Here is a 24522-nt window from a genome sequence, read left to right on the forward strand (position 1 = left end):
TCTTGTGCTCTTTCCGCGTTGTTTACCCGAGGTTCCGACCGACCGGACCATCGCCGGCTCCAACCGACCAGCTCACCCTCGGCAGGTCGATCATGACTCCTTGACCGAACGGGCCCTTGCGACCTAGCCTCGCCTTACACAATGAGAATGCCCGACCAGCGCAGGCAACGCGCACAACATAGATCGCATAACAGTACGGCAACACTTCGGCCCAGCTCAGCGGCCAGATAGGGCGCACCCGGACGGCCGGTCCGGTGGCGGCCCGACAGCAGCACCGGCCGTCAGCGGTGTCTTCGACATCGCTGGCTGGACGCTACCCGCAGCCACCGCCCCGGTCGGGCGTCTCGACAACGGCAGGGCGAGCCCGGAGGGCGATGCCTCCGGCGACGCGCTGGTGGAGGGAGGCGGCCATGAGCGGGTGGCACACGGCGGTCGGCGCGAACCGGTGCGAGGTGCCGACATGACCGGCCTGGAGGCGGTCCTCCTCGTCGCCGTACTCCTGCTCACCGTGGTCGTCGCGGGTGCGTTGGTGATCGGCGTCCGGGCGGTCCGCCAGATGGGTGGCGCCGGAATGCCGGCCCGCGATGATCCGGCCTTCGCCGCCGAGCGCGACCGGCAGGAGCAGTCCCTGGCGGCGCTGCGCGAAGCGGCCGACGAGGCGAGTTCGAGCGTCGACGTGGCCAAGTCGGCTGCGGCGGCCGCCCGGACCGAGGCGGCGGCCGCCAAGGCGGAGGCCAACGCCGCCCGGGCCGAGGCGCTCCGGGTGTTGGACGCCGCCCGAGCCGAGGCGGACAACGTCCTGGAACGCGCTCACCGGCAGGCGGAAATCGATGCCGAGCAGGTCCGGGCGGCCGCCCGGCGCAGCGGCGAACGCGAGGTCGCCATGCTGGCCAGCACCACCCGGGAGCAGGCTGCCGAGGTGGAGCGGCGGGCCCAGCGGATGGACGAGCGGGAGCGGTTGCACACCGAGGAGGTGGAGCGGCTCGCCGAGCGGGAGCGCCAACTGACCGCCGCCGCGGCGGAACTGAACGCCCGGGAGGCGGCGCTCGCCGTGCGGGACGCGGCACTCGCCGAAGCGGAGGAGCGGCGCCGCCGCGAACTGGAGCGGGTCGCCGGGCTGACCGTCGACGCCGCCCGGCAGGAACTGGTGGACGCCATCGAGGGGCAGGCGAAGCGGGAGGCCGCGATCCTGGTCCGGGACATCGAGAGTGACGCGCGGAGCACCGCCGACCAGCGGGCCCGGCACATAGTGGTGGACGCCATCCAGCGAGTCGCCAGCGAACAGACCGCGGAGAGCGTGGTCAGCGTCCTGCACCTGCCCGGTGACGAGATGAAGGGACGGATCATCGGCCGGGAGGGTCGCAACATCCGGGCTTTCGAGTCGGTCACAGGGGTCAACCTGATCATCGATGACACGCCGGAGGCGGTGCTGCTCTCGTGCTTCGACCCGGTCCGGCGGGAGATCGGCCGGTTGACCCTGGAGAAGCTGGTGCTCGACGGTCGGATCCATCCGCACCGGATCGAGGAGGTTTACGACACGGCCCGGTACGAGGTCGAAGGGCTGTGCCGGCGAGCCGCCGAGGACGCGCTGGTCGACGTCGGCATCACCGAGATGCACGACGAACTGGTCACCCTGCTCGGCCGGCTGCGCTACCGGACCTCGTACGGGCAGAACGTGCTCAAACATCTCGTCGAGACGGCACACATCGCTGGCGTCATGGCGGCCGAGCTGCGCCTGGACGTGCCGACCATCAAGCGGTGCGCCTTCCTGCACGACATCGGCAAGGCCCTCACGCACGAAGTGGAGGGGAGCCACGCCATCATCGGCGCCGACCTGGCCCGCAAGTACGGTGAGAGCGAGGACGTGGTGCACGCCATCGAGGCGCACCACAACGAGGTGCCACCGCAGACCATCGAGGCGGTGCTCACGCAGGCCTCCGACGCCTGTTCCGGGGGGCGGCCGGGGGCGCGCCGGGAAAGCCTGGAGGCGTACGTGAAACGGCTGGAGCGGATCGAGGAGATCGCCGGCGGCAAGTTGGGCGTGGAGAAGGTCTTCGCCATGCAGGCCGGCCGGGAGATCCGGGTGATGGTCAAGCCGGACGACGTGGACGACATCGGCGCCGCCGTGCTGGCCCGGGACGTGGCCAAGCAGATCGAGGAGGAGCTGACCTATCCGGGGCAGATCCGGGTCACGGTGGTCCGGGAGTCCCGGGTCAGCGAGATCGCCCGCTGACAGCACCCCACCCGCCCCCGCCCGCCCTTACCCCACCCCACCGGGCGAGGGAGGGGGAGGAGGGTCAGGTGGCGGTGCCCGCCACGGCCTCCGTCTCCAGTTCGGTGCCGGCGGCGCCGGTCCGGGTCGACGAGCGGCGGCCCCGGGCGAGCCGGTGCTGGACGTACTGCGCCAGCTTCGACAGCGAGTAGTTCACCGCGATGAACAGTACGGCGATCACCGTGTACGTCTGGATCGGGTTGTCCAGCACGCCGATGATCTGCTTGCCGATGTTGAGCGTCTCCTCGTAGCTGATGATGAAGCCCAGCGAGGTGTCCTTGAGTACCACGACGAGCTGGCTGATCAGCGCCGGAAGCATGATTCGGAACGCCTGTGGCAGCAGGATCATGCGGGTGGTCTGCATCGGGGCGAGGCCGATGGCGGCGGCGGCCTCCGCCTGCCCGCCGGGCAGCCCCTCCATGCCGGAGCGGAGGATCTCGCCGATGACCACACCGTTGTAGATCGTCAGGCCGATGACCAGATACCAGAGGGTGCTGAAGGTGATCCCGAATTCGGGGAAGCCGCGCGCCACGAAGAAGATGGTGATGACGACCGGCAGGCCGCGGAACACCTCGACACAGACCCGGCTGACCACCGACAGCGTCCAGCTCAGGCCGCGCAGCAGGTACGACACGGGCGTGGCCAGGCCGGTGAACCGACGCCGGGTCAGGCTCTTGAGCTGGATCCGCAGCACGGCCAGCAGCGTGCCGATCACCAGCGACGCGATGATGGCGAAGACCGCCGCGGTCAGCGTGTTCTTCAGGCCGAGGCCGATCCGCTCCCACACGAGGGAGAAGTTCTCGTTGCCGGGGTCGATGAGCGGACCCCACAGCTCCATCGAGAACTGGTCCTTCTCGTCCAGCGGCTTGTAGATCAGGAAGTACGCGCCGAGGAGCAGCAGCACCCCGGCAACGACGCTGCTGATCAGGGTGATCCGGCGTTGGCGCGGGCCGGGTACGTCGTAGAGGACGCTGTTCTGGCTCATCGGGCCACCGCCTGTCGCTTCTCCAGCCGGTCCAACATGGCGCCGAGCGGAACGGTCATGATCAGGTAGCCGGCCGAGATGCCGATGGCGACGGGGATGAAGGGGTAGCCCTCGGCGGAGGTGAGCTGGTCGGCGGTCTGGGCGAGGTCGCCGACGACGCCGAAGAAGCCGATAAGCGCCGAGTTCTTGATCATTGCGATGATCACCGAACCGAGCGGCACGACCGACGCCTTCCAGGACTGCGGCAGCACCACGTACCGCAGATTCTGGCCGAAGGTGAGGCCGATCGACCGCGCGGCCTCGGCCTGGCCGGCGGGCACCGCGTTGACGCCGGAGCGCAGTGCCTCACAGACGAACGCCGCGGTGTAGAGCACCAGCGCGATCACGCCGAAGCGGAAGTACGGCAGGTCGGTGCCGAGCCGGCTGAAGATCGAGTCGAGCACCGGGATCCGCAGGAAGTCGGCGTTTGAGCCGAGCGCCGGCAGCCCGAACGCCGCGAAGAACAGCACCACGGTCAGCGGCATGTTCCGGAAGACGTTCACGTAGGCGGTGCCGACCGCGCGCAGCGGCGGCACCGGTGAGATGCGGAGCACCGCCACGACGGCGCCCAGGATCAGGGCGCCGATCGCGGCGAGTACGCAGGCCTGGAAGGTGAGCCAGAAACCACCGGCGAAAACGTCGAAATTCTCGATGAGGACGCTCACGCGGCCGCCTCCATGCTCACCCTCCAGGTCGTCGGTCTAGCTGCTCAGTAACGGTTCACGGTCGGCGCGTCACCCAGCTCGGCGTCGAACTTGCCGGCGGTGTCGTCCCAGGCCTTCTTCCAGCGGCCGTCGGAGAACGCCGCCTCCAGGATGTCGTTGATGAAGTTGCGGAACGCGGTGTCGTCCTTCTTCACCCCGATGCCGTACGGCTCCTTGGTGAAGTTGTCGCCGGCGAGCTTGAACGCGCCCTCGTCCTTGGCGATGTAGCCAAGCAGGATGACGTTGTCCGTGGTCAGCGCGTCCACCTGGCCGCCCTTGACGGCGTCCCGGCACTTGTCGTACGTGTCGAAGAGCACCACCTGGGTGGCCACGTCCTTGACGTACTCCTTGATCTTCTCGGCCGGGGTCGATCCGGTGACCGAGCAGACCTTCTTGGTGCCGTCCTTGAACGAGTCCGGGCCGGTGATCGACGTGTCGTCCTTGCGGACCATGATGTTCTGGCCGGCCTCGTAGTACGGCCCGGCGAACGCGATGCGCTCCTTGCGCTTGTCGTTGATCGTGTAGGTGGCGACGACCATGTCGACGGTGTCGTTGACGATCACGTCCTCGCGGACCTTGGACGGCGTCTCGACGTACTCGATCTTGTCCTCGGGAATGCCGAGTTCCTTAACGATGATCTTGGCGATCTCGACGTCGAAGCCCTCCGGCTTGCCGGAAAGGCCCTTCTGCCCGAAACCGGGCTGGTCGAACTTGGTGCCGACCTTGATCGCCTGGGCCTTGTTCAGCCGCTCCATGGTGCTGCCGGCCTCGAAGGTCTTGCTGCCGGCGCCGGTGCCCTCGTCGCCGCCGTCGTCGCCGCCGCAGGCGGCGACCGTGAGCGACAGCGCCGCCACCGCGGTCAGCGCCGCCATCCGAGTGAATCGCATTGTTCTACCCCTTCTTCGACGGAGCGTGCCGTGCCGGTCCCCGGCCACGACACGCTCCACGGTGGACGCCTAGTGTGTAAGGATCTTGGAAAGGAAGTCCTTCGCCCGCTCGCTGCGCGGGTTGCCGAAGAACTCCTCCGGGGGCGCGTCCTCGACGAGCTGGCCATCGGCCATGAAGATGACCCGGTTGGCGGCGTGCCGGGCGAAGCCCATCTCGTGGGTCACCACCACCATTGTCATGCCGTCGCGCGCGAGCGAGGTCATCACGTCCAGCACCTCGCCGACCATCTCCGGATCGAGGGCGCTGGTGGGCTCGTCGAAGAGCATCGCCTTGGGTTGCATGGCCAGTGCGCGGGCGATCGCGGCGCGCTGCTGCTGGCCGCCGGAGAGTTGGGCCGGGTACTTCTCCGCCTGGTTCGCGATGCCCACCCGGTCGAGCAGGGCCATCCCCCGCTCCCGGGCGGCCGCCGACTTCTCCTTGCGTACCTTGATCGGGCCCAGGGTGACGTTGTCCAGAATCGTCTTGTGCGCGAAGAGGTTGAAGGACTGGAACACCATGCCGACGTCGCTGCGCAGCTTCGCCAGCGGACGGCCCTCCTCGGGCAGCGGTTTGCCGTCGAAAGTGATGGAACCCGACGTGATGGGCTCCAACCGGTTGATGGTCCGGCACAACGTGGACTTGCCGGACCCGGACGGTCCGATCACCACGACGACCTCGCCCCGACCGACCGACAGGTTCACGTCGTCGAGCACGTGCAGGGGGCCGAACCACTTGTTTACCGCTTCGAGCACGATGAGCGGTTCGCCCGTCGTCACCGTCGTCCACCGTCCTGTTCTCGCCGAGGGCTGGGGGTTGCACGCACAGTGGCATCACCTCTGGTGGGGCCACTCTAGGCGGGCGTTTGTGTGCGAGCGCAACCGGAATGGTCACGGAGCCGTAACAGCGGGCCGATCGGCCGCCGGTTGGGGTCGTCGGGCCACCGTCCGTGACGGGCAGGCGTGTTGATTCGGGGCCAGGGCGGCAGCGACGGTACCGTGTGGTCCGTCGAACGTGAGGCGGCATCGGCGCGACAAATTGGGCTGAAATGGTCACAGACCGGTAACTTCGCCCCCGATCATTCCCAGCCACCCGGCACCATCGTCAGTAGGCCCGATCCCGAGGGGCTCGTGGCGGGCGTGGTGAGGAGGCGGCATGACCGAGTTGTGGAACTGGAAGGTCGACGACGATGTCGTACGCGTCGAGGTCTACCAGGCGCTGGCCGAGGCGCTCGGTCGGCCGGTGGTGCCGCTCGGCGACCGGCACCCCGCCCGGATCCCGGTCGGCGCGGTGCTCGCCGACGTGTGGCGGCGTCCGGGCGACTTCGCGCTATCCGTCGACTGCTACGGACCGCCGCCCGGACTCCCCGAGCACACCGCTATCGCGGCGTTGGCGCGAGGGCTCGGGAAGGGCTGCCTGCTCGCCGACGACACCTACGACGGCAGTCGGCACCTGCTGGTCACACCGGACGGAACCGTACGCGCCGTGCATTTCGACGTCGTGGAGACCGACGACGGCGAGATGTTGACCAACCAGCGGTTGTGCAGCACCGGGCTGTCCGGTTGTCAGGGCTGGTCACAATGTCGCCGGTCCAGATGGGCACCCGACTCCGTGCTGCCCGCGCTGGCCGCGGCCTGAACCCGCCCCTCCCCGTCGATCTAGGGCAGATGGTCGCGATTAGAGATCGGCTAGCAGCCATCTTCCCTAGATCGACGGGGAATGGGAGGCGGGCTCCGCTCCCGACCCGGCATGGGCTCGAGCCGGCCGGCCGATCACCAGCTGGTCGAGCAGCACCCGGGTCGCCTCGGCCACCGCGGCGACCGCCGCGTCGAACGCCTCGGCGTTGTGCGGAGCGGGCTTACGAAAGCCACTGATCTTGCGGACGTACTGCAGGGCGGCGGCCTCGATGTCGGCCTCGGTCACCACCTCGGCGTACGGCTCCCGCAGGGTCTTGATACTGCGGCACATGTCTCCTCCGTCTCCGCCGGCCGGCGAACCGCGGCGGTAGCGATCTGGTCACCGGGACGGTGACACCATGTCAGGAACTCCCTATCCTTGCCGAGGACGAACGAGGCCGCCGACCCTCGACGCCGGCGAGGTTGTCCCCATCGGTCCAGGGAGCATCATGGTGGACGCCCGACCGGGCCACCCACGAACCGGTCTCGACCTGCTCAGCCGTCTCGGGGTGCCTGGCTCGCCCACCTGATCCTCGCGCTCTGCTGCCCGGGGTCCTGACCCTGGTTGCCGTGCCGCCCCGGGGACGTCCGCCGGCGGCGGGCATCGCCGTCGGTCGACCCGCGGGAGGGCACTACGCTGGGGGGGCGAGGGAGAGGGGCTGGAGCACCGGTGGCAAGGACCTACAACGTCGTGACCTACGGCTGCCAGATGAACGTGCACGATTCCGAGCGGATCTCCGGTCTGCTCGAGGATGCCGGGTACGTGCGGGCGGCGAGCACCGACGAGCCTGACGTCGTGGTGTTCAACACCTGTGCCGTCCGGGAGAACGCGGACAACCGGCTCTACGGCAACCTGGGACACCTGCGGCCGACCAAGACCAGGCGGCCGGGCATGCAGATCGCCGTGGGCGGCTGCCTGGCGCAGAAGGACCGGGGCGAGATCGTCAGGCGGGCCCCCTGGGTGGACGTGGTGTTCGGCACCCACAACATCGGCTCGCTGCCGGTGCTGCTGGAGCGGGCCCGGCACAACGCCGCCGCCGAGGTGGAGATCCTGGAGTCGCTGGAGGTGTTCCCGTCCACCCTCCCGGCTCGGCGGGAGTCGACCTACGCGGGCTGGGTGTCGATCTCCGTTGGTTGCAACAACACCTGCACGTTCTGCATCGTGCCGTCCCTGCGGGGCAAGGAGAAGGACCGCCGCCCCGGCGACATCCTGTCCGAGGTGCGGGCGCTGGTGGACGAGGGCGTCCTGGAGGTCACCCTGCTCGGCCAGAACGTCAACTCCTACGGGGTGGAGTTCGGTGACCGGCTCGCGTTCGGCAAGCTACTGCGCGCCTGCGGCGACATCGACGGGCTGGAACGGGTCCGGTTCACCAGCCCGCACCCGAAGGACTTCACCGACGACGTGATCGCCGCGATGGCCGAGACGCCGAACGCCTGCCACTCGTTGCACATGCCGTTGCAGTCCGGCTCGGACGACGTGCTGCGGGCCATGCGCCGCTCCTACCGGGCGGACCGCTACCTGGGCATCATCGACAAGGTCAGGGCGGCGATGCCGGACGCGGCGATCACCACGGACATCATCGTCGGCTTCCCGGGCGAGACGGAGGCGGACTTCGAACGCACCCTCGACGTGGTGCGGCAGGCTCGGTTCTCCTCGGCGTTCACCTTCCAGTACTCCAAGCGTCCGGGCACCCCGGCCGCGTCCATGCCGGACCAGTTGCCCAAGCAGGTCGTGCAGGAGCGGTACACGCGGTTGCTCGCCTGCGTCGAGGAGATCACCTGGGCGGAGAACAAGCGGCTGGTCGGCGAGACCGTCGAGGTGCTGGTGGCCGTCGGCGAGGGGCGCAAGGACGAACGCACCGGCCGGCTGTCCGGCCGGGCCAGGGACGGTCGCCTGGTGCATTTCGAGGCCGGCTCCCTGGCCGGTCGGATCCGACCGGGTGACGTCGTGCACACGACCGTCACCTACGCCGCCCCGCACCACCTCAACGCCGACGGCGAACCCGGGGCGCACCGACGGACCCGGGCCGGTGACGCCGCCGAGGCGGGCCGCTCCCCGCGTACCCCTGGTGTGCTCCTCGGACTGCCGACGATCGGCGCTCCACCGGCCGCGTCCGCTCCCGCGAACGCCTGCGGCGTATAGCAGGATGTGCCCCTTGCCATCCGCCGCCAGGGGCCGCCAGGGGCACGTCGCATCAGACGGAGATCCGTCCGGCGCCCGCGCCACCCGTGACGATCGACGTGACGCAAGGTAACTGGAACCGGACGTGGGCGGACGTGCGTCGGCCCCGACCCCAGGACGGGACCGGGGCCGATGGCGGAGTTCAGTTGGTCTGTTCGGCCAGGTTGAGGAACTGCCGCTTGGCCTCCAACGCCTTCTCGGCCTCGCGAATCCGCTTGTTGTCGCCGGCCGCCCTGGCCCGGGCCAGCCGCTGCTCGGCCTCGGCCACCTGCTCGCGCATCTGCGCCAGCAGCGGGTTGGCCGACGGCTCGGTCCGCCGCCACGCCGAGTCCATCGCCTGTCGGACCTTCTCGTCGACCGCCCGCAACCGGCGGTCCAGTCCCGCGGCGGCGTCCCGGGGGACCCGGCCCGCCTCGTGCCACTGCCCCTGGATCTCCCGCAGCCGGGCCTGGGTGCCGCGTGGGTCCGCGTCCACGTCGAGCGCCTCCGCCTCGGCGATCAGGGCCTGCTTCCGTTCGAGGTTGGCCCGCTGCTCGTTGTCCCGGGCCGAGAAGACCTCGCTGCGCCGGCTGAAGAACGCGTCCTGGGCGGAGCGGAACCGTTCCCAGAGTCGCTGTTCGGCCTCCTTGGAGGCTCGGGGGGCCGCCTTCCACTGGGCCATCAGATCCTTGAGCCGGCCGGCCGTGGGGCCCCAGTCGGTGGAGTCGGCCAATGCCTCCGCCTCCGTGACAAGTTCCTCCTTGGCCGCCTGGGCCTGCTTGCGCTGGGCGTCCAGGGTGGCGAAGTGCGCCCCACGCCGGCGGGTGAAGCCGTCCCGGGCCGTGGCGAACCGCTTCCACAGTTCGCCGTCGGTCTTCTTGTCGACCCCGCGGATCGTCTTCCACTCGTCGAGGATCTCCTTGAGCCGGTCGCCGGCGGTCTTCCAGCCGGTCGACTCGGCGGCCATCTTCTCGGCCTCCTCGACAAGGGCCGTCTTGCGGGCAACCGCCTCGGCGCGGGCCGCCTCCCGGGCGGCGCGCGCCTCGCCGGCCTTCTCCTCGGCGAGGGTGCTGAGCTTGTCCAGCCGGGCGGCGAGGGCGTCGATATCCCCGACGACGTGCGCCTCGGCCAGCGAGGCCCGGATCCGGCGGAACGTGGACAGGGAGTGGGCGGGGTCGGCCGCACCGGAGTTGAGGCGGGCCTCGGTCAGGTCGACCTCGGTAACCAGGTCGGCGAAGCGCCGGGCGAAGTGGGCGAGGCCCTCCTCCGGTGAACCCGCCTGCCACGAGCCGACAACACGCTCGCCCTCGGCCGTCTTGACGTAGACCGTGCCATCCGCATCGACGCGGCCGAAGGCAGTCCAGTCAGTCATGTGCCCATCCTCGTTCTCCCGGCGCCGGCCGGAGGCATCCTCCGCCGGGCGCCGCCACGGCGCATATTGCACAGAAGTTTCCCCCGGCATTGTCACAGGTGCCACCCGCCCCGCGTCGAGCGCCTGTCGCCGACCGTGACCATATGGTGTCCTACCCCCTCCGACGGCGGCCTCGGCTTCGGACGCGACTGGATCCGTACGCTGTACGGTATAATGTACGGCGAGCCGGAGCGACGCTCCGGCAGCGCGGCGCCACAAGCGCCGCGGACGGACCAGATCACCAGCCCGGCAAAACGAGCGCGCGGACAGGCGCGGTCGTACGCAGACAGGAGCCCCAATGACCCAGACCGCTTCGCAGCTCACCCCACCGGCCGACTCGGGCTACCAGCCCACCTCCGACGACCTCGCGGCGCTGGACGAGTGGTTCCGCCGGTACGACGGGTACGCCGCGGCGGGTGATGTCTCGGCGACGGCCGACCTGGCGATGTTCCCGCTGAACACAGTCACCGACAATGCCGCTGGCGAGGGCTCGGCCCAGCAGCTCACCCGCGACGAGTACCTGCGGCAGATGGCAGCCGTGCTGGGTGGCTCGGCCGACCTGCAGATGGAGTCCCGGCGTACGCCGCATTTCCTCACCGCCAGCCTGGCGGTGGTCTTCACCGACGCCGAGTTCACGATCGACGGTCAGCGGCAGCGGGTGCGGTACGCGGACGTGCTGGTCAAGACCGGTGGGCAGTGGCGGTTCCAGACCATGATCCAGGGCGGCTGGGGCGACCACACCGGCTGACGACACCGGCGCGGACGGCGGTGGCGTGACCGCTACGGTGGCCAGGTGCCACTGGTCGCCGCCGCCGTCTGCCCACACCCACCGCTGATCGTTCCCGAGGTCGCGGGCGACGCCGCCCCGGAGTTGAACGGGCTACGCGGCGCCTGCGACGACGCCCTCGTCGCTCTGCTCGCCGCCGGGCCGGACGAGATCATCCTGGTCGGCGGCGGCCCGGAGACCACCGGGTTCGGTGCCGGGGCCTCCGGCACCCTGTGGCCGTACGGGGTGCCGCTGGCCATTTCGCTCGGGACGACGCCGGGCGGTGGCCCGTCGTCCGGTGGACCCGACCTGCCGCTGAGCCTGACGATCGGCGCCTGGCTGCTCAACCGGACCGGCACGAACCTGCCCCGGCACGCCGAAGCCGTCACCGTCGACGCCCCCTCGTCGACGTGCCTCCGGCTCGGCGAGCGGCTCGCCGATCGTGCGGGGCGCCGGACCGCGCTGCTGGTGCTCGGGGACGGGACGGCCCGCCGGGACGAGCGGGCCCCCGGTTACCACGATCCACGCGCCCTGGCGTACGACGAGGAGGTGGCCCGGGCCCTGGCCGACGCGGACACCGAGGCGCTGCTCGGCATGGACCCGGGGGTTTCGGCGGAGCTGACGGTGGCGGGCCGGGCGGCCTGGCAGGTGCTCGCCGGTGCCGTCCGCTCGACGCCCGGAGCCTGGCGCGGGGAGCTTCGACACCACTCGGCGCCCTACGGCGTCGGCTATCTCGTCGCCAACTGGGAGCCGATCCGATGATGCGGGGCGGGGCCGGTGGTCCGGGGGCGGCGTTGACGGGACGGGTCGTCGCGGTCGTCGGGCCCACCGCGGCGGGCAAGTCGGCGCTCAGCATCGCGTTGGCCCACGCCCTCGGCGGCGAGGTGGTCAACGCCGACTCGATGCAGCTCTACCGCGGAATGGACATCGGCACGGCCAAACTTACCGAGACCGAGCGGGACGGCGTACCGCATCATCTGCTGGACATATGGGACGTCACCGAGCCGGCGAGCGTGGCCGAATACCAGCGGCTGGCCCGGGCTGCCGTGGACGACGTGCTGGCCCGCGACCGCGTACCGCTGCTGGTCGGCGGATCGGGGCTGTACGTCCGCGCGGTGCTGGAGGAGTTCGAGTTTCCCGGCACCGACCCGGCGTTGCGGGCCAGGCTTGAGGCAGAGCTGGCGGCCGTCGGCCCGGCACCGCTGCACGCGCGGCTGCTTGCCGCCGACCCGGTGGCCGCGGCCGGCATCCTGCCCGGAAACGGTCGGCGGATCGTCCGCGCGCTCGAAGTGATCGAGTTGACCGGCGGTCCGTTCCGGGCCGGGTTACCCGAACCTCGGCCTTACTACCCCGCCGTGCAGCTCGGCGTCGACCTGGACACGGCCGTGCTCGATGAGCGAATCGCCGCCCGGGTCGACCTCATGTGGCGGCGAGGGCTGGTCGACGAGGTGCGGAGGTTGGCGGACCACGGGTTACGCACCGGGCGGACGGCGGGGCGTGCCCTCGGTTACCAGCAGGTGCTCCGGCTGCTCGACGGCGAACTGTCCGACGAACAGGCACGGGACGAGACGATCCGGGCAACCCGCCGGTTCGTCCGGCGGCAGCGGTCCTGGTTCCGCCGGGACCCGCGCGTGCGCTGGCTGGATGCCGGCCGGTCGGACCTGATCGAGGCCGCCCGCACGGCGCTGGTGGCCGGTGAGTGATGATGGGGACGTGGAGTTCACCAAGGGCCACGGCACCGGCAACGACTTCGTGATCCTGCCCGATCCGGAGGGGCGGCTCGCGCTCACCCCGGCGCTCGTCGCCGCGCTGTGCGACCGCAGGCGGGGAGTCGGTGGCGACGGCGTGCTCCGCGTCGTGCGGTCGGCGAAGCACCCGGACGCGGTGGGCGACGCCGCCGAGGCCGAGTGGTTCATGGACTACTGGAACGCCGACGGCTCACATGCCGAGATGTGTGGCAACGGCGCCCGGGTGTTCGTCCGATACCTGCTGGACAACGGACTGGTCCCGGTTGGAGAGGCGACCGTGCCGGTGGCGACCCGGGCCGGCGTCGTGCGTGCGGTGATCGCGGACGGCACGATCGCCGTCGGCATGCGGCTTCCCCGGATGTACGCCCGGAGCACGGCCGAGACCGGCGGACTGACCCTGCCCGGGCGGGTCGTGGACGTCGGCAACCCGCACCTGGTCTGCCCGTTGCCGGCGGGGGTCGACCTGGCCGCGTTGGACCTCACCCGGGCCCCGGGGTACGACCCGGCCATGTTTCCCGCCGGGGTGAACGTCGAGTTCACCGCCCCTGGCGAGCCGGACGGGTCCGGGTTCGGCGACCCGGTCGCCGCCACGTCCGGGGATCCCGCCGGGTCCGGGGATTCCGCCGGGTCCGGGAATTCGGGCGGGACTACGGACTCGGGCGGGTCCGCCGGGTCGGCGGTCGGCCGGGCTGACGTGCACATCCGGATGCGGGTGTACGAGCGCGGGTCGGCGGAGACGCAGTCCTGTGGCACCGGTGCCTGCGCCGTGGCGGCGGTGGCGCTCGCCGAAGCGGGTCGGGACGCCGGGCTGGTGGCGGTCGACGTACCGGGTGGGCGATTGACGGTCGCCCTGGACGGCTCCGCCTGCTGGTTGGCCGGTCCCGCGGTGCTGGTCGCCCACGGTCGGGTCGACACCACGGCACTACCCCACACCTAACCCCCGCCCCCGCCCCGTGTACGGCGCCGATCTTGCAGTTTCGGCTGCAATTATCGGGCACTTTGTCGGCTTTGCCGGGGCCGCAAGTTCAAGATCGGCGCGGAAGGGGTGGGGGGTGGGGGCGGCTCAGTGGGTGGACGGTTGGGTTGTGGCGGCGTCCCGGGCCGCGATCTCCGGGAGGTCCGCCGGGCCGGGGTCCGCGGCCGGCGGTTCGGCAGGCGTCGTGGCGGCGGCCCGTACCGCGGCAGCCACCGCCGGGGCGACCCGGGGATCGAACACGCTGGGCACGATGACCGTCGGGTTGACCTTCTCCTCGCCCACCACGTCGGCGATCGCCCGAGCGGCCGCGATGGCCATCTCCTCGGTGAACTCCTCCGCGTGCGCGTCCAGCATGCCGCGGAACACGCCGGGGAACGCCAGCACGTTGTTGATCTGGTTGGGCTGGTCCGAGCGGCCGGTGGCCACCACCGCGGCGTGCTTGCGGGCCTCCCGCGGGTCGACCTCCGGGTCCGGGTTCGCCAGCGCGAAGACGATGGCGTCCTTTGCCATCCCGGCCACATCGTCGCCGGTGAGCAGGTTGGGCGCGCTCACCCCGATGAAGACGTCGGCGCCGCGGAGCGCGCCGGGCAGGTCGCCGGAGTAGTTCTCCTTGTTGGTGTGCTCGGCCAGCCACTGCCAGGCCGGGTTGAGGTCGGGCAGACCGCGGTGCAGGGCGCCCTGGCGGTCGTACGCGATGATGTCCCCGACGCCCTGGCGCAGCAACAGCTTCATGATCGCGGTGCCGGCCGCGCCGGCCCCGGAGACCACCACCCGGACGTCCGCGAGTCGCTTGCCCACCACACGCAGCGCGTTGGTGAGGGCGGCGAGTACGCAGATCGCGGTGCCGTGCTGGTCGTCGTGGAAGACCGGAACGTCCAGGGCCTCGCGCAACCGGGACTCGATCTCGAAGCACCGCGGCGCGGCGATGTCCTCAAGGTTGATCCCGCCGTACGCGGGCGCGATCGCCCGGACGATCGAGACGATCTCGTCGGTGTCCTGCGTGTCCAGCACGACGGGCCAGGCGTCCACCCCACCGAACCGCTTGAACAGCGCCGCCTTGCCCTCCATCACCGGGAGGGCGGCGGCCGGGCCGATGTTGCCCAGGCCGAGCACCGCGGAGCCGTCGGTGACGACGGCGACGGTGTTGCGCTTGATGGTGAGCCGCCGGGCGTCCGCCGGGTTCTCCGCGATGGCCAGGCAGACGCGGGCGACTCCCGGCGTGTATGCCCGGGACAGCTCGTCCCGGTTGCGCAACGCCACCTTGGGGGTGACCTCGATCTTCCCACCGAGGTGGAGCAGGAAGGTGCGGTCGGAGACCTTCCGGACGTCCACCCCGTCCAGTTCGGTAAGCGCGTCGACGACCTGGTCGGCGTGTCCGGAGTCCGCGGTGTCGCAGGTCAGGTCGACCACCACGTGGGTCGGGTCGGAATCCACCACGTCGAGGGCGGTGACGATGGCACCGGCTTCCCCGACGCAGGTGGTGAGCCGGCCGATCGCCGACGCGTCGGCGGTCACGCTGATCCGGATCGTGATCGAGAATCCGGCGCTCGGCAGTCGGGTGATCGCCACAGGTCCCTCCGTCATCCACTCGGCGGCCGAGGGGCGTCGGGCCGCCTGGGCATTCTCCCGCCGCCGGTCCGCACGCTGTCGGTGGGGTCGGGCGGGAGCCGGTTTCGACCTCCGTGGCCGGATCGGATCCCCCCGGTGCCTGGGTCGGCTCCGCCGGCTGGCAGCGGGTATAGCAGGTGCAACCGGCCGGTCGACGTGTCACGATTGATCGGCGACCCACACTTATCGACGGGAGAACGGCTTGCGAGACCAGGAGAGCTTCGTCCAGATGGCGGACGAAGACCTCGACGCCACCACCGGCGAGTTGGAACTGGAGGACCGCCAGGCGTTGCGTCGCGTCGCGGGCCTGTCCACCGAACTCACCGATATCACCGAGGTCGAGTACCGGCAGCTCCGGCTGGAGCGGGTGGTGCTCGTGGGGGTGTGGACCGACGGATCGGTCACCGATGCGGAAAACTCCCTCACCGAGCTCGCGGCGCTCGCCGAGACGGCTGGTTCGCAGGTGCTCGAGGGGCTCATCCAGCGGCGGAACCGGCCCGACCCGGCGACCTACGTCGGACGAGGCAAGGTCGACGACCTGGGTTCGATCGTCCGCGACAGCGGCGCCGACACGGTCATCTGCGACGGAGAGCTGTCCCCGTCCCAACTTCGTAACCTCGAACAGCGCACCAAGGTCAAGGTGGTGGACCGGACCGCGCTGATCCTGGACATCTTCGCCCAGCACGCCAAGAGCAAGGAGGGCAAGGCCCAGGTCGAGCTGGCTCAGCTGGAATACCTGCTGCCCAGGCTGCGGGGCTGGGGTGAGACCCTGTCCCGGCAGACCGGCGGCAGCGGCCGCGGTGGCGGTGCCGGGGGCGGCGTCGGTCTGCGTGGCCCGGGTGAGACCAAGCTCGAGACCGACCGGCGGCGGATCCGCACCCGGATCGCCCGGCTCCGGCGAGAGATCAAGGGCATGCGCATGGTGCGGACCACGAAGCGGGCCCGCCGGGCGCGCAACGCGGTGCCGGCCGTGGCCATCGCCGGGTACACCAACGCCGGCAAGTCCAGCCTGCTCAATCGGCTCACCGGGGCGGGCGTGCTGGTGGAGGACGCGTTGTTCGCCACCCTGGATCCGACCACCCGGCGGGCCCGGACCGCGGACGGCCGGGTCTACACGCTGTCGGACACGGTTGGCTTCGTCCGGCACCTGCCGCACCAGATCGTCGAGGCGTTCCGGTCCACCTTGGAGGAGGTGGCGGAGGCGGACCTCGTGGTGCACGTGGTGGACGGCGCGCATCCGGACCCCGAGGAGCAGGTTCGCGCGGTTCGCGAGGTGCTCGGGGAGGTGGGCGCCGACCGACTGCCCGAGTTGCTGGTGGTCAACAAGATCGACGCGGCCGACGAGGAGACGTTGCTGCGGCTCAAGCGGGCCTGGCCCGACGCCGTATTCGTCTCCGCGCGGGCCGGGCGGGGCATCGACGACCTGCGGGCGACGATCGAGAGCCGGCTGCCGCGACCGCCGGTGGAGGTCCGGGTGGTTCTGCCGTACGACAGGGGGGACCTGGTCGCCCGGGTGCACCGCAGTGGCGAGGTGCTGAGCACGGCGCATCTGGGTGAGGGAACGGCGTTGCACGTACGCGTCGGGGAGGCGCTCGCCGCCGAACTCGAGCCGTATCTGGCCGCGACGGCGCGGGCGGATGTGGGCGCCACCCGCAATTGATGGATCACCGGGGCATCCGGGTGGCGGGTGTGCCATGCGACACTGGCCAGATGCGGCGTGCCCTCTCCTGGATCGCGGTTGCCCTCGGCGCGGTGACGGCATGCGCGTTGGCGGCTCCCGCCACCGCGGCGGGCCCCAGTCGCGAGGGCGGCGTCGTCCGCTCCGGGCTGGCCGCCGTTGCGGGGACCAAGGTCTGCACGATCTCCGACGAGCGCCTGCTCGAACTGTCCGGCCTGGTGGCCACCAAGGACGGATACGTCGTGATCAACGACGGCACCGAGGTGGAGAGTCGTAAGCGGGTCTTCTTCCTGGACGGCAGGTGCCAGGTCAAGAAACAGGTGGCCTACTCGGGTGACGGGCCGTACGACACGGAGGACATGGTGCTGTCGGCCGACGGCAGCACCATGTGGATCGCGGACACCGGCGACAACGTCACCAGCCGCGAGCACCGCACCCGGGTGGCACTGTGGAGCATGCCGGTCAACGGCTCGGCCAAGCCGGTGCTGCACCGGCTGAGCTATCCCGGGCAGAAGCCGCACGACGCCGAGGCGTTGCTGATGGCCGACGACGGTACGCCGATCATCGTCACGAAGACCACCGGCAAGGCGAAGGTGTTCGTGCCGACGGCGCCTCTCAAGAGGAACAACGCCGACCCGGTGCCGATGAAGCAGGTTGGTGAGGTCGGCCTCCCCAAGACCACGACGGAGAACATCCTCGGCGCGGACGGACGGGTCGCGATCACCGGGGCGACCAGATCCCCGGACGGGCGCAAGGTGGTGCTGCGTACGTATGCCGACGCGTTCGAATTCGACGTGCCGGACGGTGACCTCGTCAAGGCCATCACCTCGGGGACACCGCGGGTGACGGCGCTCGCCGACCCGTTCGGTGAGGCGATCTCCTACACCCCGGACGGTGCCGCGTTCGTGACGGTCTCGGAGGCGCGTTCCGAGGAGGAGAACGCCAGCGTGGCGATTCTCAAGTACACCCCGTCAGCGGCCACCGCCAAGCCGGTCGCGGCCGCGGCGCCCAAGAAGGCCGCCGGGCGGTCCTGGACCGATTCACTGACCCTGAACGACATCACGTACCTCATCGCCGCCGTGGGCCTGATCGGGGTGATCCTGGTCAGCGCGGGGGTGTTCGGGATCCTGCGGGCCAGGCGTCGTCCGCCCGGCGTCGGGGACGCGGCCGAGGACAATAGCGGAGTCGGGGCGGCGCGGGCGTCCTCGGGTTGGAGTGGCCCCGAACCCGGTGGTCCGCCCGGGGCCGAGCGCAACCGGTACGGAGCGGACGCCGGCGACGGGCGGAACGGCGCCGTCTACGGCGCCGGAGGTGGGCGCGGTTCCGCCGGTCCGGATTCCGGCGGCGGACGCAACGGCGCGGTGTACGGCGGCGGCCCGGCCGGCCCGGGTGGTGGACCGGCGGCGGGAGGGGTTTACGGTGACGGCCGAGCTGGACCGGGCGGCGGGCGGGGCGGTCCGGGCGGCGGGCGGGGCGGTCCGGGCGGCGGGCGGGGCGGTCCGGGCGGCGGGCGGGGCGGGGTGTACGGCGGCGGACCGGGTGGTAGCCATGGCGGACCCGGCGGCGGCGGTCGTGGTGGTGCCGGTGGGGGGCGCGGTGGCGCTGCCGGCGCCGGCGGCCGATCTGGTCCCGAGCCGGCCGGCGGCGCGTTCGGTGGCCGGCGGGGCGGATATGGCGCCCAGCCGGATGGTGGTCAGAACGGACCGGCCGGTCCCCAGCCCGGCGGTCGTTCCGGGGCCCAGTCTGGTGGCCGGTCCGGGGGACGAGGGTCCGGTGCCGTCTACGGCAGCGGGCCGATGGGCCGCGGCCGTGGGGACGACGAGCCGCCCCGAGATGGCAGCCCTGGCGGCCGGCCACCACGCGGGCATGGCGGCCGAGGTCGGCCGTACGACCAGAACGGCGGGTACGACGACCAGGGCTACCGCTGATCTGGACCGGCTGACCCGGATGTCCTGGTCGGACGCACAGCGTCGGTGGTCCGGGAACGGTTCCGGGCGCTCCGGGAGCCATCAGACTGGTCCGGTGGCTCCCGGACGACCGCCGCCGTCCTGGGTGGGTTCAGATCCGACGCAGCACCGCCACGACGCGTCCCATGATCGTGGCGTCGTCACCGGGGATCGGGTCGAACGCCGGGTTCTGCGGCATCAGCCATGCGTGACCATCGCGACGGCGGTAGGTCTTGACCGTCGCCTCGCCGTCGAGCATGGCGGCGACGATGTCTCCAGCGTTCGCGGTCGGCTGCTGCCGGACCACCACCCAGTCGCCGTCGCAGATCGCCGCGTCGATCATGGAATCGCCCTTGACCTGAAGCATGAACACCTCGCCCTCGCCCACCAGCTCCCTCGGCAGCGGGAACACGTCCTCCACCGCCTGCTCGGCGAGAATCGGACCGCCTGCCGCGATCCGGCCGAGCATCGGCACGTACGCCGGGGCGGGGCGCTGCGCACGGGCGGCCTCGTCGTCCATCAGGTCGTTCGGCGGGCGGACGTCCACCGCCCGGGGACGGTTGGGGTCGCGGCGGAGGAAGCCCTTCCGCTCCAACTCCTTGAGCTGGTAGGCGACGCTTGACGGGGAGACGAGCCCGACGGCCTCGCCGATCTCCCGCACGCTCGGCGGGTAACCGTATCGCTCCACCCAGTCGCGGATGAACTCGAGGATGCGGCGTTGTCGCGCGGTCAGCGTCGAGCCCGCCTGGTCGGGGAACGCGCTGACCACCGGCGCGACAGCGCGCAGGCCCGGCTCAGCGGCTCGGGCCCGGCCCGAGCCGCGACGGCGGGTCGCGGACCCGGCCGTGCTCGCGACCCCCTTGCGCGGATGCTTCTGCCGGCTGGTGCCCTCGTCGGTCGACACGTCCGTCCTCCCTGGTCGGCGGTGGTCCCAATGCTGGTACGGAGTCGTTTTGGGCCGCTGCTGCCCGTTTCGCGCGGGTGGTCGTCAGCGACTGGAGTCGACCGTATCGGTGGGATCCGACAGTTTCAAACATCTGTACGATCTCGCGTCGGCGTGTCGCGCGCCAAACCTCGACATCCGTACGCCTGTTCTGATACACCATCGTACGTCCGTACTATCGAACTGGCGTTCGATCTTGGAGGTCACGGTGATTGCGACGGGGTCATCGGGTTCGTCCGATCATCCGCACCGCATGGTGTCGGATGTCCAGCCGCCGCCGCTGCGGCTGACGCGCCGAGGTCGAATCGTCCTGATCGTGGGCGTGTTGATCCTTCTGGGTGCCGTCATCGCCGTCTTGGCCCCCGCGTCCCAGGCGGCGGACCCGGCCGGAACGTCGCACACCACGGTGGTGCGTCCCGGCGACACCCTCTGGTCGGTCGCGGAACGGCAACTGCCGGACCACGACACATATCTGGTGATCGCGGAGATCCGGCGACTCAACGGCCTCGACGGCTACACCATCTACGCCGGCCAGGAGCTGGTGCTGCCCGCCGGCCGCTGACAGCTGACCGCCGCCCGCGCGCCCGCCGCCCCCTCGCCCGCCGCCCCCGCGCCCGCCGGCCGACAGCGGACCGCCGCCCGCGCGCCCGCCGCCCCCTCGCCCGTCCCGTCGCCCGCGCGCCCGCCCCCGCCGCCCGGCGTTTCACGATCGCGGCGACGGTCTCTGCCGATTTACCCGTTTCCGCACGTCGTCCAGGTGTTCCGGTAACCGACGGGCGCCGTCCGAGGTTGGCAGAGTGACGACGCGCCGGGACGCGCCGATCGACTTGACCAACGCCGGGTGGCGGCATACGGTCGACCCCTAGATGTAGTAGTGACAAGGGTGTAAGTCGTCCATAGGTTGGGTTCGACGGCCCTACAGCTCCCGTTGGTATCAAACGGAGGTCGACCATGCGGTGCCCGTACTGCCGGCACGCCGATTCGCGCGTGGTCGACTCCCGGGAGGCCGACGACGGCCAGCTGATCCGGCGGCGGCGATCCTGCCCGGAGTGCGGCAAGCGGTTCACCACCGTCGAGGAGGCGGTGCTCGCTGTGGTCAAGCGCAGCGGGGTGACCGAACCCTTCAGTCGCAGCAAGATTATCGGCGGGGTGCGCAAGGCGTGCCAGGGGCGACCGGTCGACGAGGACGCGATCGCCCTGCTGGCCCAGCGGGTGGAGGAGACGGTCCGGGCCAAGGGTGCGGCCGAGCTGCCCAGCCACGATGTCGGCTTGGCCATCCTGGGCCCGTTGCGGGAGCTGGACGAGGTCGCGTACCTACGGTTCGCCAGCGTCTACCGGTCGTTCGACTCGTTGGCCGACTTCGAGCGGGAGATCGAGGCGCTGCGAGCGGAGGCCGACCAGCGGCAGCGGCCGGCCGGCGACACCGGACCTTCGGTTGAGGGGGCCGGATCGCGGGGGAGCGGCGCGGCGACGGATGGCGGCGCGGCCCCGACGGCGAACGGTCAGCGCCCCGCCGGCTTGCGGGCCGGTCCACCGGCCTGACGGCCGGGCTCGACCGGTCGAACGGAGCGAACAGATCGGGTCGCGACCACGCGACGGCGGGCATGGCCAGCCAATTATTGAGTGTTTTGGACGGATTTCTGACGACGGACGCGGTCGGACCGCGTCCGCGCGAGGGGGCGGATGACATGGCGGGGGAGAGCGTGACAACAGGGCGGACCGGACGGGTACGGGGGACCGCGACCGCGACCGGACTCAAGGTGGACCGGGTCTGGACCAGTGCCGGGGTGCACCCGTACGACGAGGTCGAGTGGGAGCGCCGGGACGTCGTCATGACGAACTGGCGGGACGGCTCGATCAACTTCGAGCAGCGCGGGGTGGAGTTCCCCACGAGTTGGAGCGTCAACGCGGCCAACATCGTGACCACCAAGTACTTCCGGGGCGCCATCGGCACGCCGGAGCGGGAGTGGTCGCTCAAGCAGCTCATCGACCGGGTGGTCAAGTCCTACCGGGCGGCGGGCGAGCAGCACGGTTACTTCGCTAACCCCGCCGACGCCGAGATCTTCGAGCACGAGCTGACCTGGATGCTGCTGCACCAGGTGTTCAGCTTCAACTCGCCGGTCTGGTTCAACGTCGGCACCACCTCGCCGCAGCAGGTCAGCGCGTGTTTCATCCTGGCCGTCGACGACTCGATGGACTCGATCCTCGACTGGTACAAGGAGGAGGGGCTGATCTTCAAGGGCGGCTCCGGCTCCGGCGTCAACCTGTCCCGGATCCGCTCGTCCCGGGAACTGCTGTCCAGCGGCGGCACCGCCTCCGGCCCGGTCAGCTTCATGCGCGGCGCCGACGCGAGCGCCGGCACCATCAAGTCCGGTGGCGCGACCCGCCGGGCGGCCAAGATGGTCATCCTGGACGTGGACCACCCCGACGTGGAGGAGTTCGTCCTCACCAAGGCCCGCGAGGAGCACAAGGTGCGGGCCCTGCGGGACGCCGGCTTCGACATGGACCTGGGCGGCTCGGACATCGTCAGCGTCCAGTACCAGAACGCCAACAACTCGGTCCGGGTCACCGACGAGTTCATGCGGGCGGTCGACGACGGCGCCACCTTCGACCTGCGTGGCCGGCTGGACGGCGCGGTGATCGACACGATCGACGCCAAGAAGCTGTTCCGCACCATCTCCCAGGCCGCGTGGGAGTGCGCCGACCCCGGCCTCCAGTACGACGACACGATCAACGACTGGCACACCTGCCCGGAGACGGGCCGGATCACCGCCTCCAACCCGTGTTCGGAGTACCTGCACCTGGACAACTCCTCGTGCAACCTCGCCTCGCTGAACCTGATGAAGTTCCTGCGCGCCGACGGCGGCTTCGAGGTGGAGAAGTTCGTCCGGTCGGTGGAGTTCGTCATCACCGCGATGGACATCTCGATCTGCTTCGCCGACTTCCCCACCGAGAAGATCGGCGAGACCACCCGGGCGTACCGGCAGCTCGGCATCGGGTACGCCAACCTGGGCGCGCTGCTGATGGCCTCCGGCATGCCGTACGACTCGGAGCAGGGTCGGTCGCTTGCCGCCGCCATCACGTCGCTGATGACCGGTACGGCGTACCGGCGCTCGGCCGAACTGGCCGGCGTGGTCGGCGCGTACGACGGCTACGCGCGCAACGCGGAGCCGCACAAGCGGGTGATGCGCAAGCACGCCGCTGCCAACGACGAGATCAAGCCGTCCGGCCCGGTCGCCACGGCGATCGTCCGGGAGGCCACCCGGCAGTGGACCCAGGGCAACAAGGTCGGCGACAAGCACGGCTGGCGGAACTCGCAGGCGTCGGTGCTCGCGCCGACCGGCACCATCGGCCTGATGATGGACTGCGACACCACCGGTGTCGAGCCGGACCTCGCCCTGGTCAAGTTCAAGAAGCTGGTCGGCGGCGGCTCGATGCAGATCGTGAACCAGACGGTGCCGCGCGCGCTGCGTAGCCTCGGTTACCCCGAGGAGCAGGTCGAGGCGATCGTCGAGCACATCGCCGACCGTGGCCACGTGGTGGACGCGCCGGGCCTCAAGCCGGAGCACTACCCGGTCTTCGACTGCGCGATGGGCGAGCGGTCGATCGCGCCGATGGGGCACGTCCGGATGATGGCCGCGGTGCAGCCGTTCATCTCCGGCGCCATCTCCAAGACGGTCAACATGCCCGAGGCGGCCACCGTCGAGGATGTCGAGAAGATCTACTTCGAGGGGTGGAAGCTCGGCCTCAAGGCGTTGGCGATCTACCGGGACAACTGCAAGGTCGGCCAGCCGCTGTCCGTCGCCAAGACCACCAAGGCCGCGGTCGAGGCGCCGGCCGAGGCGGCGAAGGTCGTCGAGAAGGTGGTCGAGTACCGGCCGGTCCGCAAGCGGCTGCCGAAGAAGCGCCCGTCCGAGACGGTGTCCTTCTCGGTGGGCGGTGCCGAGGGCTACCTCACCGCCTCGTCCTACCCGGACGACGGTCTCGGCGAGGTCTTCCTCAAGATGTCCAAGCAGGGCTCGACCCTGGCCGGAGTGATGGACGCGTTCTCCGTGGCCATCTCGATCGGTCTCCAGTACGGCGTGCCGCTGGAGACGTACGTCAGCAAGTTCACGAACATGCGGTTCGAGCCAGCGGGGATGACCGACGACCCAGACGTGCGGATGGCCGCGTCGGTGATGGACTACATCTTCCGCCGGTTGGCGCTGGACTTCCTGCCTTACGAGCGCCGCGCGGAACTGGGCATCTTCACGGCCAAGGAGCGGGCAGCCCAGTTGCGGGCGGAGGCCGAGGCGGAGAGCGGTGTGGACCTGACCGCGATGGCGTCCTCGGCGCCGGTGGAGACTAGGCAGGACGGCCCGGACGAGGTGGCGACCGGCACCGACGCCGCCGCGGCGACCGGCTCGGACGAGGTGGCGGCGGCCAAGCCGGCGCCGTCGGTTGGTTCATCCACCGAGCTGCTGGAGGCGGTGATCGGCAAGGCCGCCGACGCCCCGCTCTGCTTCACCTGCGGTACGAAGATGCGGCCGGCCGGTAGCTGCTACGTCTGCGAGGGCTGCGGCTCCACCAGCGGCTGCAGCTGACCCATGGCGTGACCGGGAACGGGAGTCGGGCCGCACGGTCCGGCTCCCGTTCCTATGGGGGATAAGTACGTGAAGTACTTGACGTACTTGCGGAGCGGGGGC

The 24522-nt window shown here is 70.7% G+C and carries 19 protein-coding genes and 1 pseudogene; 12 read left to right on the plus strand and 8 right to left on the minus strand.

Annotated features, from left to right (window positions below; translation table 11 throughout):
* Window positions 1–460 precede the first annotated feature (460 nt).
* On the plus strand, window positions 461–2233 hold the full coding sequence (gene rny, locus ACFQUZ_RS03715; RefSeq protein WP_377437573.1) for a ribonuclease Y: 1773 nt from the start codon (window positions 461–463) through the stop codon (window positions 2231–2233).
* Between the two features lie 64 nt (window positions 2234–2297).
* Here rny and ACFQUZ_RS03720 read toward each other — a convergent pair whose 3' ends face one another.
* The 4 genes from ACFQUZ_RS03720 to ACFQUZ_RS03735 all read right to left on the minus strand — a co-directional run bounded on the left by ACFQUZ_RS03720 (window position 2298) and on the right by ACFQUZ_RS03735 (window position 5703).
* Window positions 2298–3257 carry an amino acid ABC transporter permease gene (locus ACFQUZ_RS03720; protein ID WP_377437574.1) on the minus strand — a complete coding sequence of 320 codons (960 nt, stop codon included), beginning with the start codon at window positions 3255–3257 and terminating at the stop codon, window positions 2298–2300.
* On the minus strand, window positions 3254–3961 hold the full coding sequence (locus ACFQUZ_RS03725) for an amino acid ABC transporter permease (RefSeq protein WP_377437575.1): 708 nt from the start codon (window positions 3959–3961) through the stop codon (window positions 3254–3256). Before ACFQUZ_RS03725 ends, ACFQUZ_RS03720 begins: the two co-directional genes overlap by 4 nt.
* Before the next feature lie 44 nt (window positions 3962–4005).
* Window positions 4006–4887, minus strand: a complete 882-nt coding sequence (locus ACFQUZ_RS03730; RefSeq protein ID WP_377437576.1) for a glutamate ABC transporter substrate-binding protein — start codon at window positions 4885–4887, stop codon at window positions 4006–4008.
* A gap of 69 nt (window positions 4888–4956) precedes the next feature.
* On the minus strand, window positions 4957–5703 hold the full coding sequence (locus ACFQUZ_RS03735; RefSeq protein WP_377437577.1) for an amino acid ABC transporter ATP-binding protein: 747 nt from the start codon (window positions 5701–5703) through the stop codon (window positions 4957–4959).
* 376 nt (window positions 5704–6079) lie between these two features.
* Between ACFQUZ_RS03735 and ACFQUZ_RS03740 the strand changes: the two genes are divergently transcribed.
* Window positions 6080–6562, plus strand: coding sequence for a hypothetical protein (locus ACFQUZ_RS03740; protein WP_377437578.1), 483 nt, complete (start codon window positions 6080–6082; stop codon window positions 6560–6562).
* A gap of 66 nt (window positions 6563–6628) precedes the next feature.
* On the opposite strand, the gene ACFQUZ_RS03745 is transcribed toward ACFQUZ_RS03740, so the two are convergent.
* The gene (locus ACFQUZ_RS03745) at window positions 6629–6892 is read right to left on the minus strand and encodes a DUF2277 family protein (RefSeq protein ID WP_377437579.1); all 264 of its coding nucleotides are present in this window, start codon (window positions 6890–6892) and stop codon (window positions 6629–6631) included.
* Window positions 6893–7237: 345 nt separating this feature from the next.
* Here ACFQUZ_RS03745 and miaB point away from each other — a divergent pair, with 345 nt between their 5' ends.
* Window positions 7238–8743 (plus strand): tRNA (N6-isopentenyl adenosine(37)-C2)-methylthiotransferase MiaB, encoded by a 1506-nt coding sequence (miaB, locus tag ACFQUZ_RS03750; RefSeq protein ID WP_377438115.1) that lies wholly within the window; start codon window positions 7238–7240, stop codon window positions 8741–8743.
* Window positions 8744–8924: 181 nt separating this feature from the next.
* Here the strand turns inward: miaB and ACFQUZ_RS03755 are convergent, their stop codons facing one another.
* On the minus strand, window positions 8925–10133 hold the full coding sequence (locus ACFQUZ_RS03755) for a DUF349 domain-containing protein (protein WP_377437581.1): 1209 nt from the start codon (window positions 10131–10133) through the stop codon (window positions 8925–8927).
* Between the two features lie 337 nt (window positions 10134–10470).
* Between ACFQUZ_RS03755 and ACFQUZ_RS03760 the strand changes: the two genes are divergently transcribed.
* From ACFQUZ_RS03760 to dapF, 4 genes are read left to right on the plus strand one after another with little or no spacing between them, the layout of a single operon-like run.
* Window positions 10471–10920 (plus strand): hypothetical protein, encoded by a 450-nt coding sequence (locus ACFQUZ_RS03760; RefSeq protein ID WP_377437583.1) that lies wholly within the window; start codon window positions 10471–10473, stop codon window positions 10918–10920.
* 45 nt (window positions 10921–10965) lie between these two features.
* On the plus strand, window positions 10966–11700 hold the full coding sequence (locus ACFQUZ_RS03765; protein ID WP_377437585.1) for a class III extradiol dioxygenase subunit B-like domain-containing protein: 735 nt from the start codon (window positions 10966–10968) through the stop codon (window positions 11698–11700).
* Entirely contained in the window at window positions 11697–12641 is a 945-nt protein-coding gene (gene miaA / locus ACFQUZ_RS03770; protein WP_377437586.1) for a tRNA (adenosine(37)-N6)-dimethylallyltransferase MiaA, read from the plus strand. Before ACFQUZ_RS03765 ends, miaA begins: the two co-directional genes overlap by 4 nt.
* A gap of 10 nt (window positions 12642–12651) precedes the next feature.
* Window positions 12652–13623, plus strand: coding sequence for a diaminopimelate epimerase (gene dapF / locus ACFQUZ_RS03775; RefSeq protein ID WP_377437587.1), 972 nt, complete (start codon window positions 12652–12654; stop codon window positions 13621–13623).
* 126 nt (window positions 13624–13749) lie between these two features.
* On the opposite strand, the gene ACFQUZ_RS03780 is transcribed toward dapF, so the two are convergent.
* Window positions 13750–15231: an NAD-dependent malic enzyme gene (locus tag ACFQUZ_RS03780; RefSeq protein ID WP_377437588.1), complete on the minus strand. Its 1482-nt coding sequence runs from the start codon at window positions 15229–15231 to the stop codon at window positions 13750–13752.
* 241 nt (window positions 15232–15472) lie between these two features.
* On the opposite strand from ACFQUZ_RS03780, the gene hflX reads away from it, so the two are divergent.
* A complete protein-coding gene (gene hflX, locus ACFQUZ_RS03785; protein ID WP_377437590.1) occupies window positions 15473–16930 on the plus strand; it encodes a GTPase HflX in 1458 nt (485 codons plus the stop codon).
* Between the two features lie 50 nt (window positions 16931–16980).
* The gene (locus ACFQUZ_RS03790; protein WP_377437592.1) at window positions 16981–18876 is read left to right on the plus strand and encodes a hypothetical protein; all 1896 of its coding nucleotides are present in this window, start codon (window positions 16981–16983) and stop codon (window positions 18874–18876) included.
* Window positions 18877–19006: 130 nt separating this feature from the next.
* Here ACFQUZ_RS03790 and lexA read toward each other — a convergent pair whose 3' ends face one another.
* Window positions 19007–19798, minus strand: a complete 792-nt coding sequence (gene lexA / locus ACFQUZ_RS03795) for a transcriptional repressor LexA (RefSeq protein ID WP_377437594.1) — start codon at window positions 19796–19798, stop codon at window positions 19007–19009.
* 292 nt (window positions 19799–20090) lie between these two features.
* Here lexA and ACFQUZ_RS03800 point away from each other — a divergent pair, with 292 nt between their 5' ends.
* The 3 genes and pseudogenes from ACFQUZ_RS03800 to ACFQUZ_RS03810 all read left to right on the plus strand — a co-directional run bounded on the left by ACFQUZ_RS03800 (window position 20091) and on the right by ACFQUZ_RS03810 (window position 24420).
* Complete coding sequence (locus ACFQUZ_RS03800) at window positions 20091–20399, plus strand: LysM peptidoglycan-binding domain-containing protein (RefSeq protein WP_377437596.1); 309 nt, start codon at window positions 20091–20093, stop codon at window positions 20397–20399.
* 389 nt (window positions 20400–20788) lie between these two features.
* A pseudogene (nrdR, locus tag ACFQUZ_RS03805) lies at window positions 20789–21244 on the plus strand (transcriptional regulator NrdR); the annotation flags it as partial.
* Between the two features lie 281 nt (window positions 21245–21525).
* A complete protein-coding gene (locus ACFQUZ_RS03810) occupies window positions 21526–24420 on the plus strand; it encodes a vitamin B12-dependent ribonucleotide reductase (RefSeq protein ID WP_377437597.1) in 2895 nt (964 codons plus the stop codon).
* The last annotated feature ends 102 nt before the right edge of the window (window positions 24421–24522 follow it).

The sequence above is a fragment of the Plantactinospora sp. GCM10030261 genome (genome assembly GCF_042666615.1).
Lineage (GTDB): Bacteria > Actinomycetota > Actinomycetes > Mycobacteriales > Micromonosporaceae > KBS50.

Excerpts from the sequence above, each read along its gene's own strand:
- rny (WP_377437573.1), top strand. The coding sequence starts at position 461 with ATGACCGGCCTGGAGGCGGTCCTCCTCGTCGCCGTACTCCTGCTCACC.
- ACFQUZ_RS03720 (WP_377437574.1), bottom strand. The coding sequence starts at position 3,257 with ATGAGCCAGAACAGCGTCCTCTACGACGTACCCGGCCCGCGCCAACGC.
- ACFQUZ_RS03730 (WP_377437576.1), bottom strand. The coding sequence starts at position 4,887 with ATGCGATTCACTCGGATGGCGGCGCTGACCGCGGTGGCGGCGCTGTCG.
- ACFQUZ_RS03740 (WP_377437578.1), top strand. The coding sequence starts at position 6,080 with ATGACCGAGTTGTGGAACTGGAAGGTCGACGACGATGTCGTACGCGTC.
- ACFQUZ_RS03745 (WP_377437579.1), bottom strand. The coding sequence starts at position 6,892 with ATGTGCCGCAGTATCAAGACCCTGCGGGAGCCGTACGCCGAGGTGGTG.
- ACFQUZ_RS03755 (WP_377437581.1), bottom strand. The coding sequence starts at position 10,133 with ATGACTGACTGGACTGCCTTCGGCCGCGTCGATGCGGATGGCACGGTC.
- ACFQUZ_RS03760 (WP_377437583.1), top strand. The coding sequence starts at position 10,471 with ATGACCCAGACCGCTTCGCAGCTCACCCCACCGGCCGACTCGGGCTAC.
- miaA (WP_377437586.1), top strand. The coding sequence starts at position 11,697 with ATGATGCGGGGCGGGGCCGGTGGTCCGGGGGCGGCGTTGACGGGACGG.
- ACFQUZ_RS03790 (WP_377437592.1), top strand. The coding sequence starts at position 16,981 with ATGCGGCGTGCCCTCTCCTGGATCGCGGTTGCCCTCGGCGCGGTGACG.
- ACFQUZ_RS03800 (WP_377437596.1), top strand. The coding sequence starts at position 20,091 with ATGGTGTCGGATGTCCAGCCGCCGCCGCTGCGGCTGACGCGCCGAGGT.
- ACFQUZ_RS03810 (WP_377437597.1), top strand. The coding sequence starts at position 21,526 with ATGGCGGGGGAGAGCGTGACAACAGGGCGGACCGGACGGGTACGGGGG.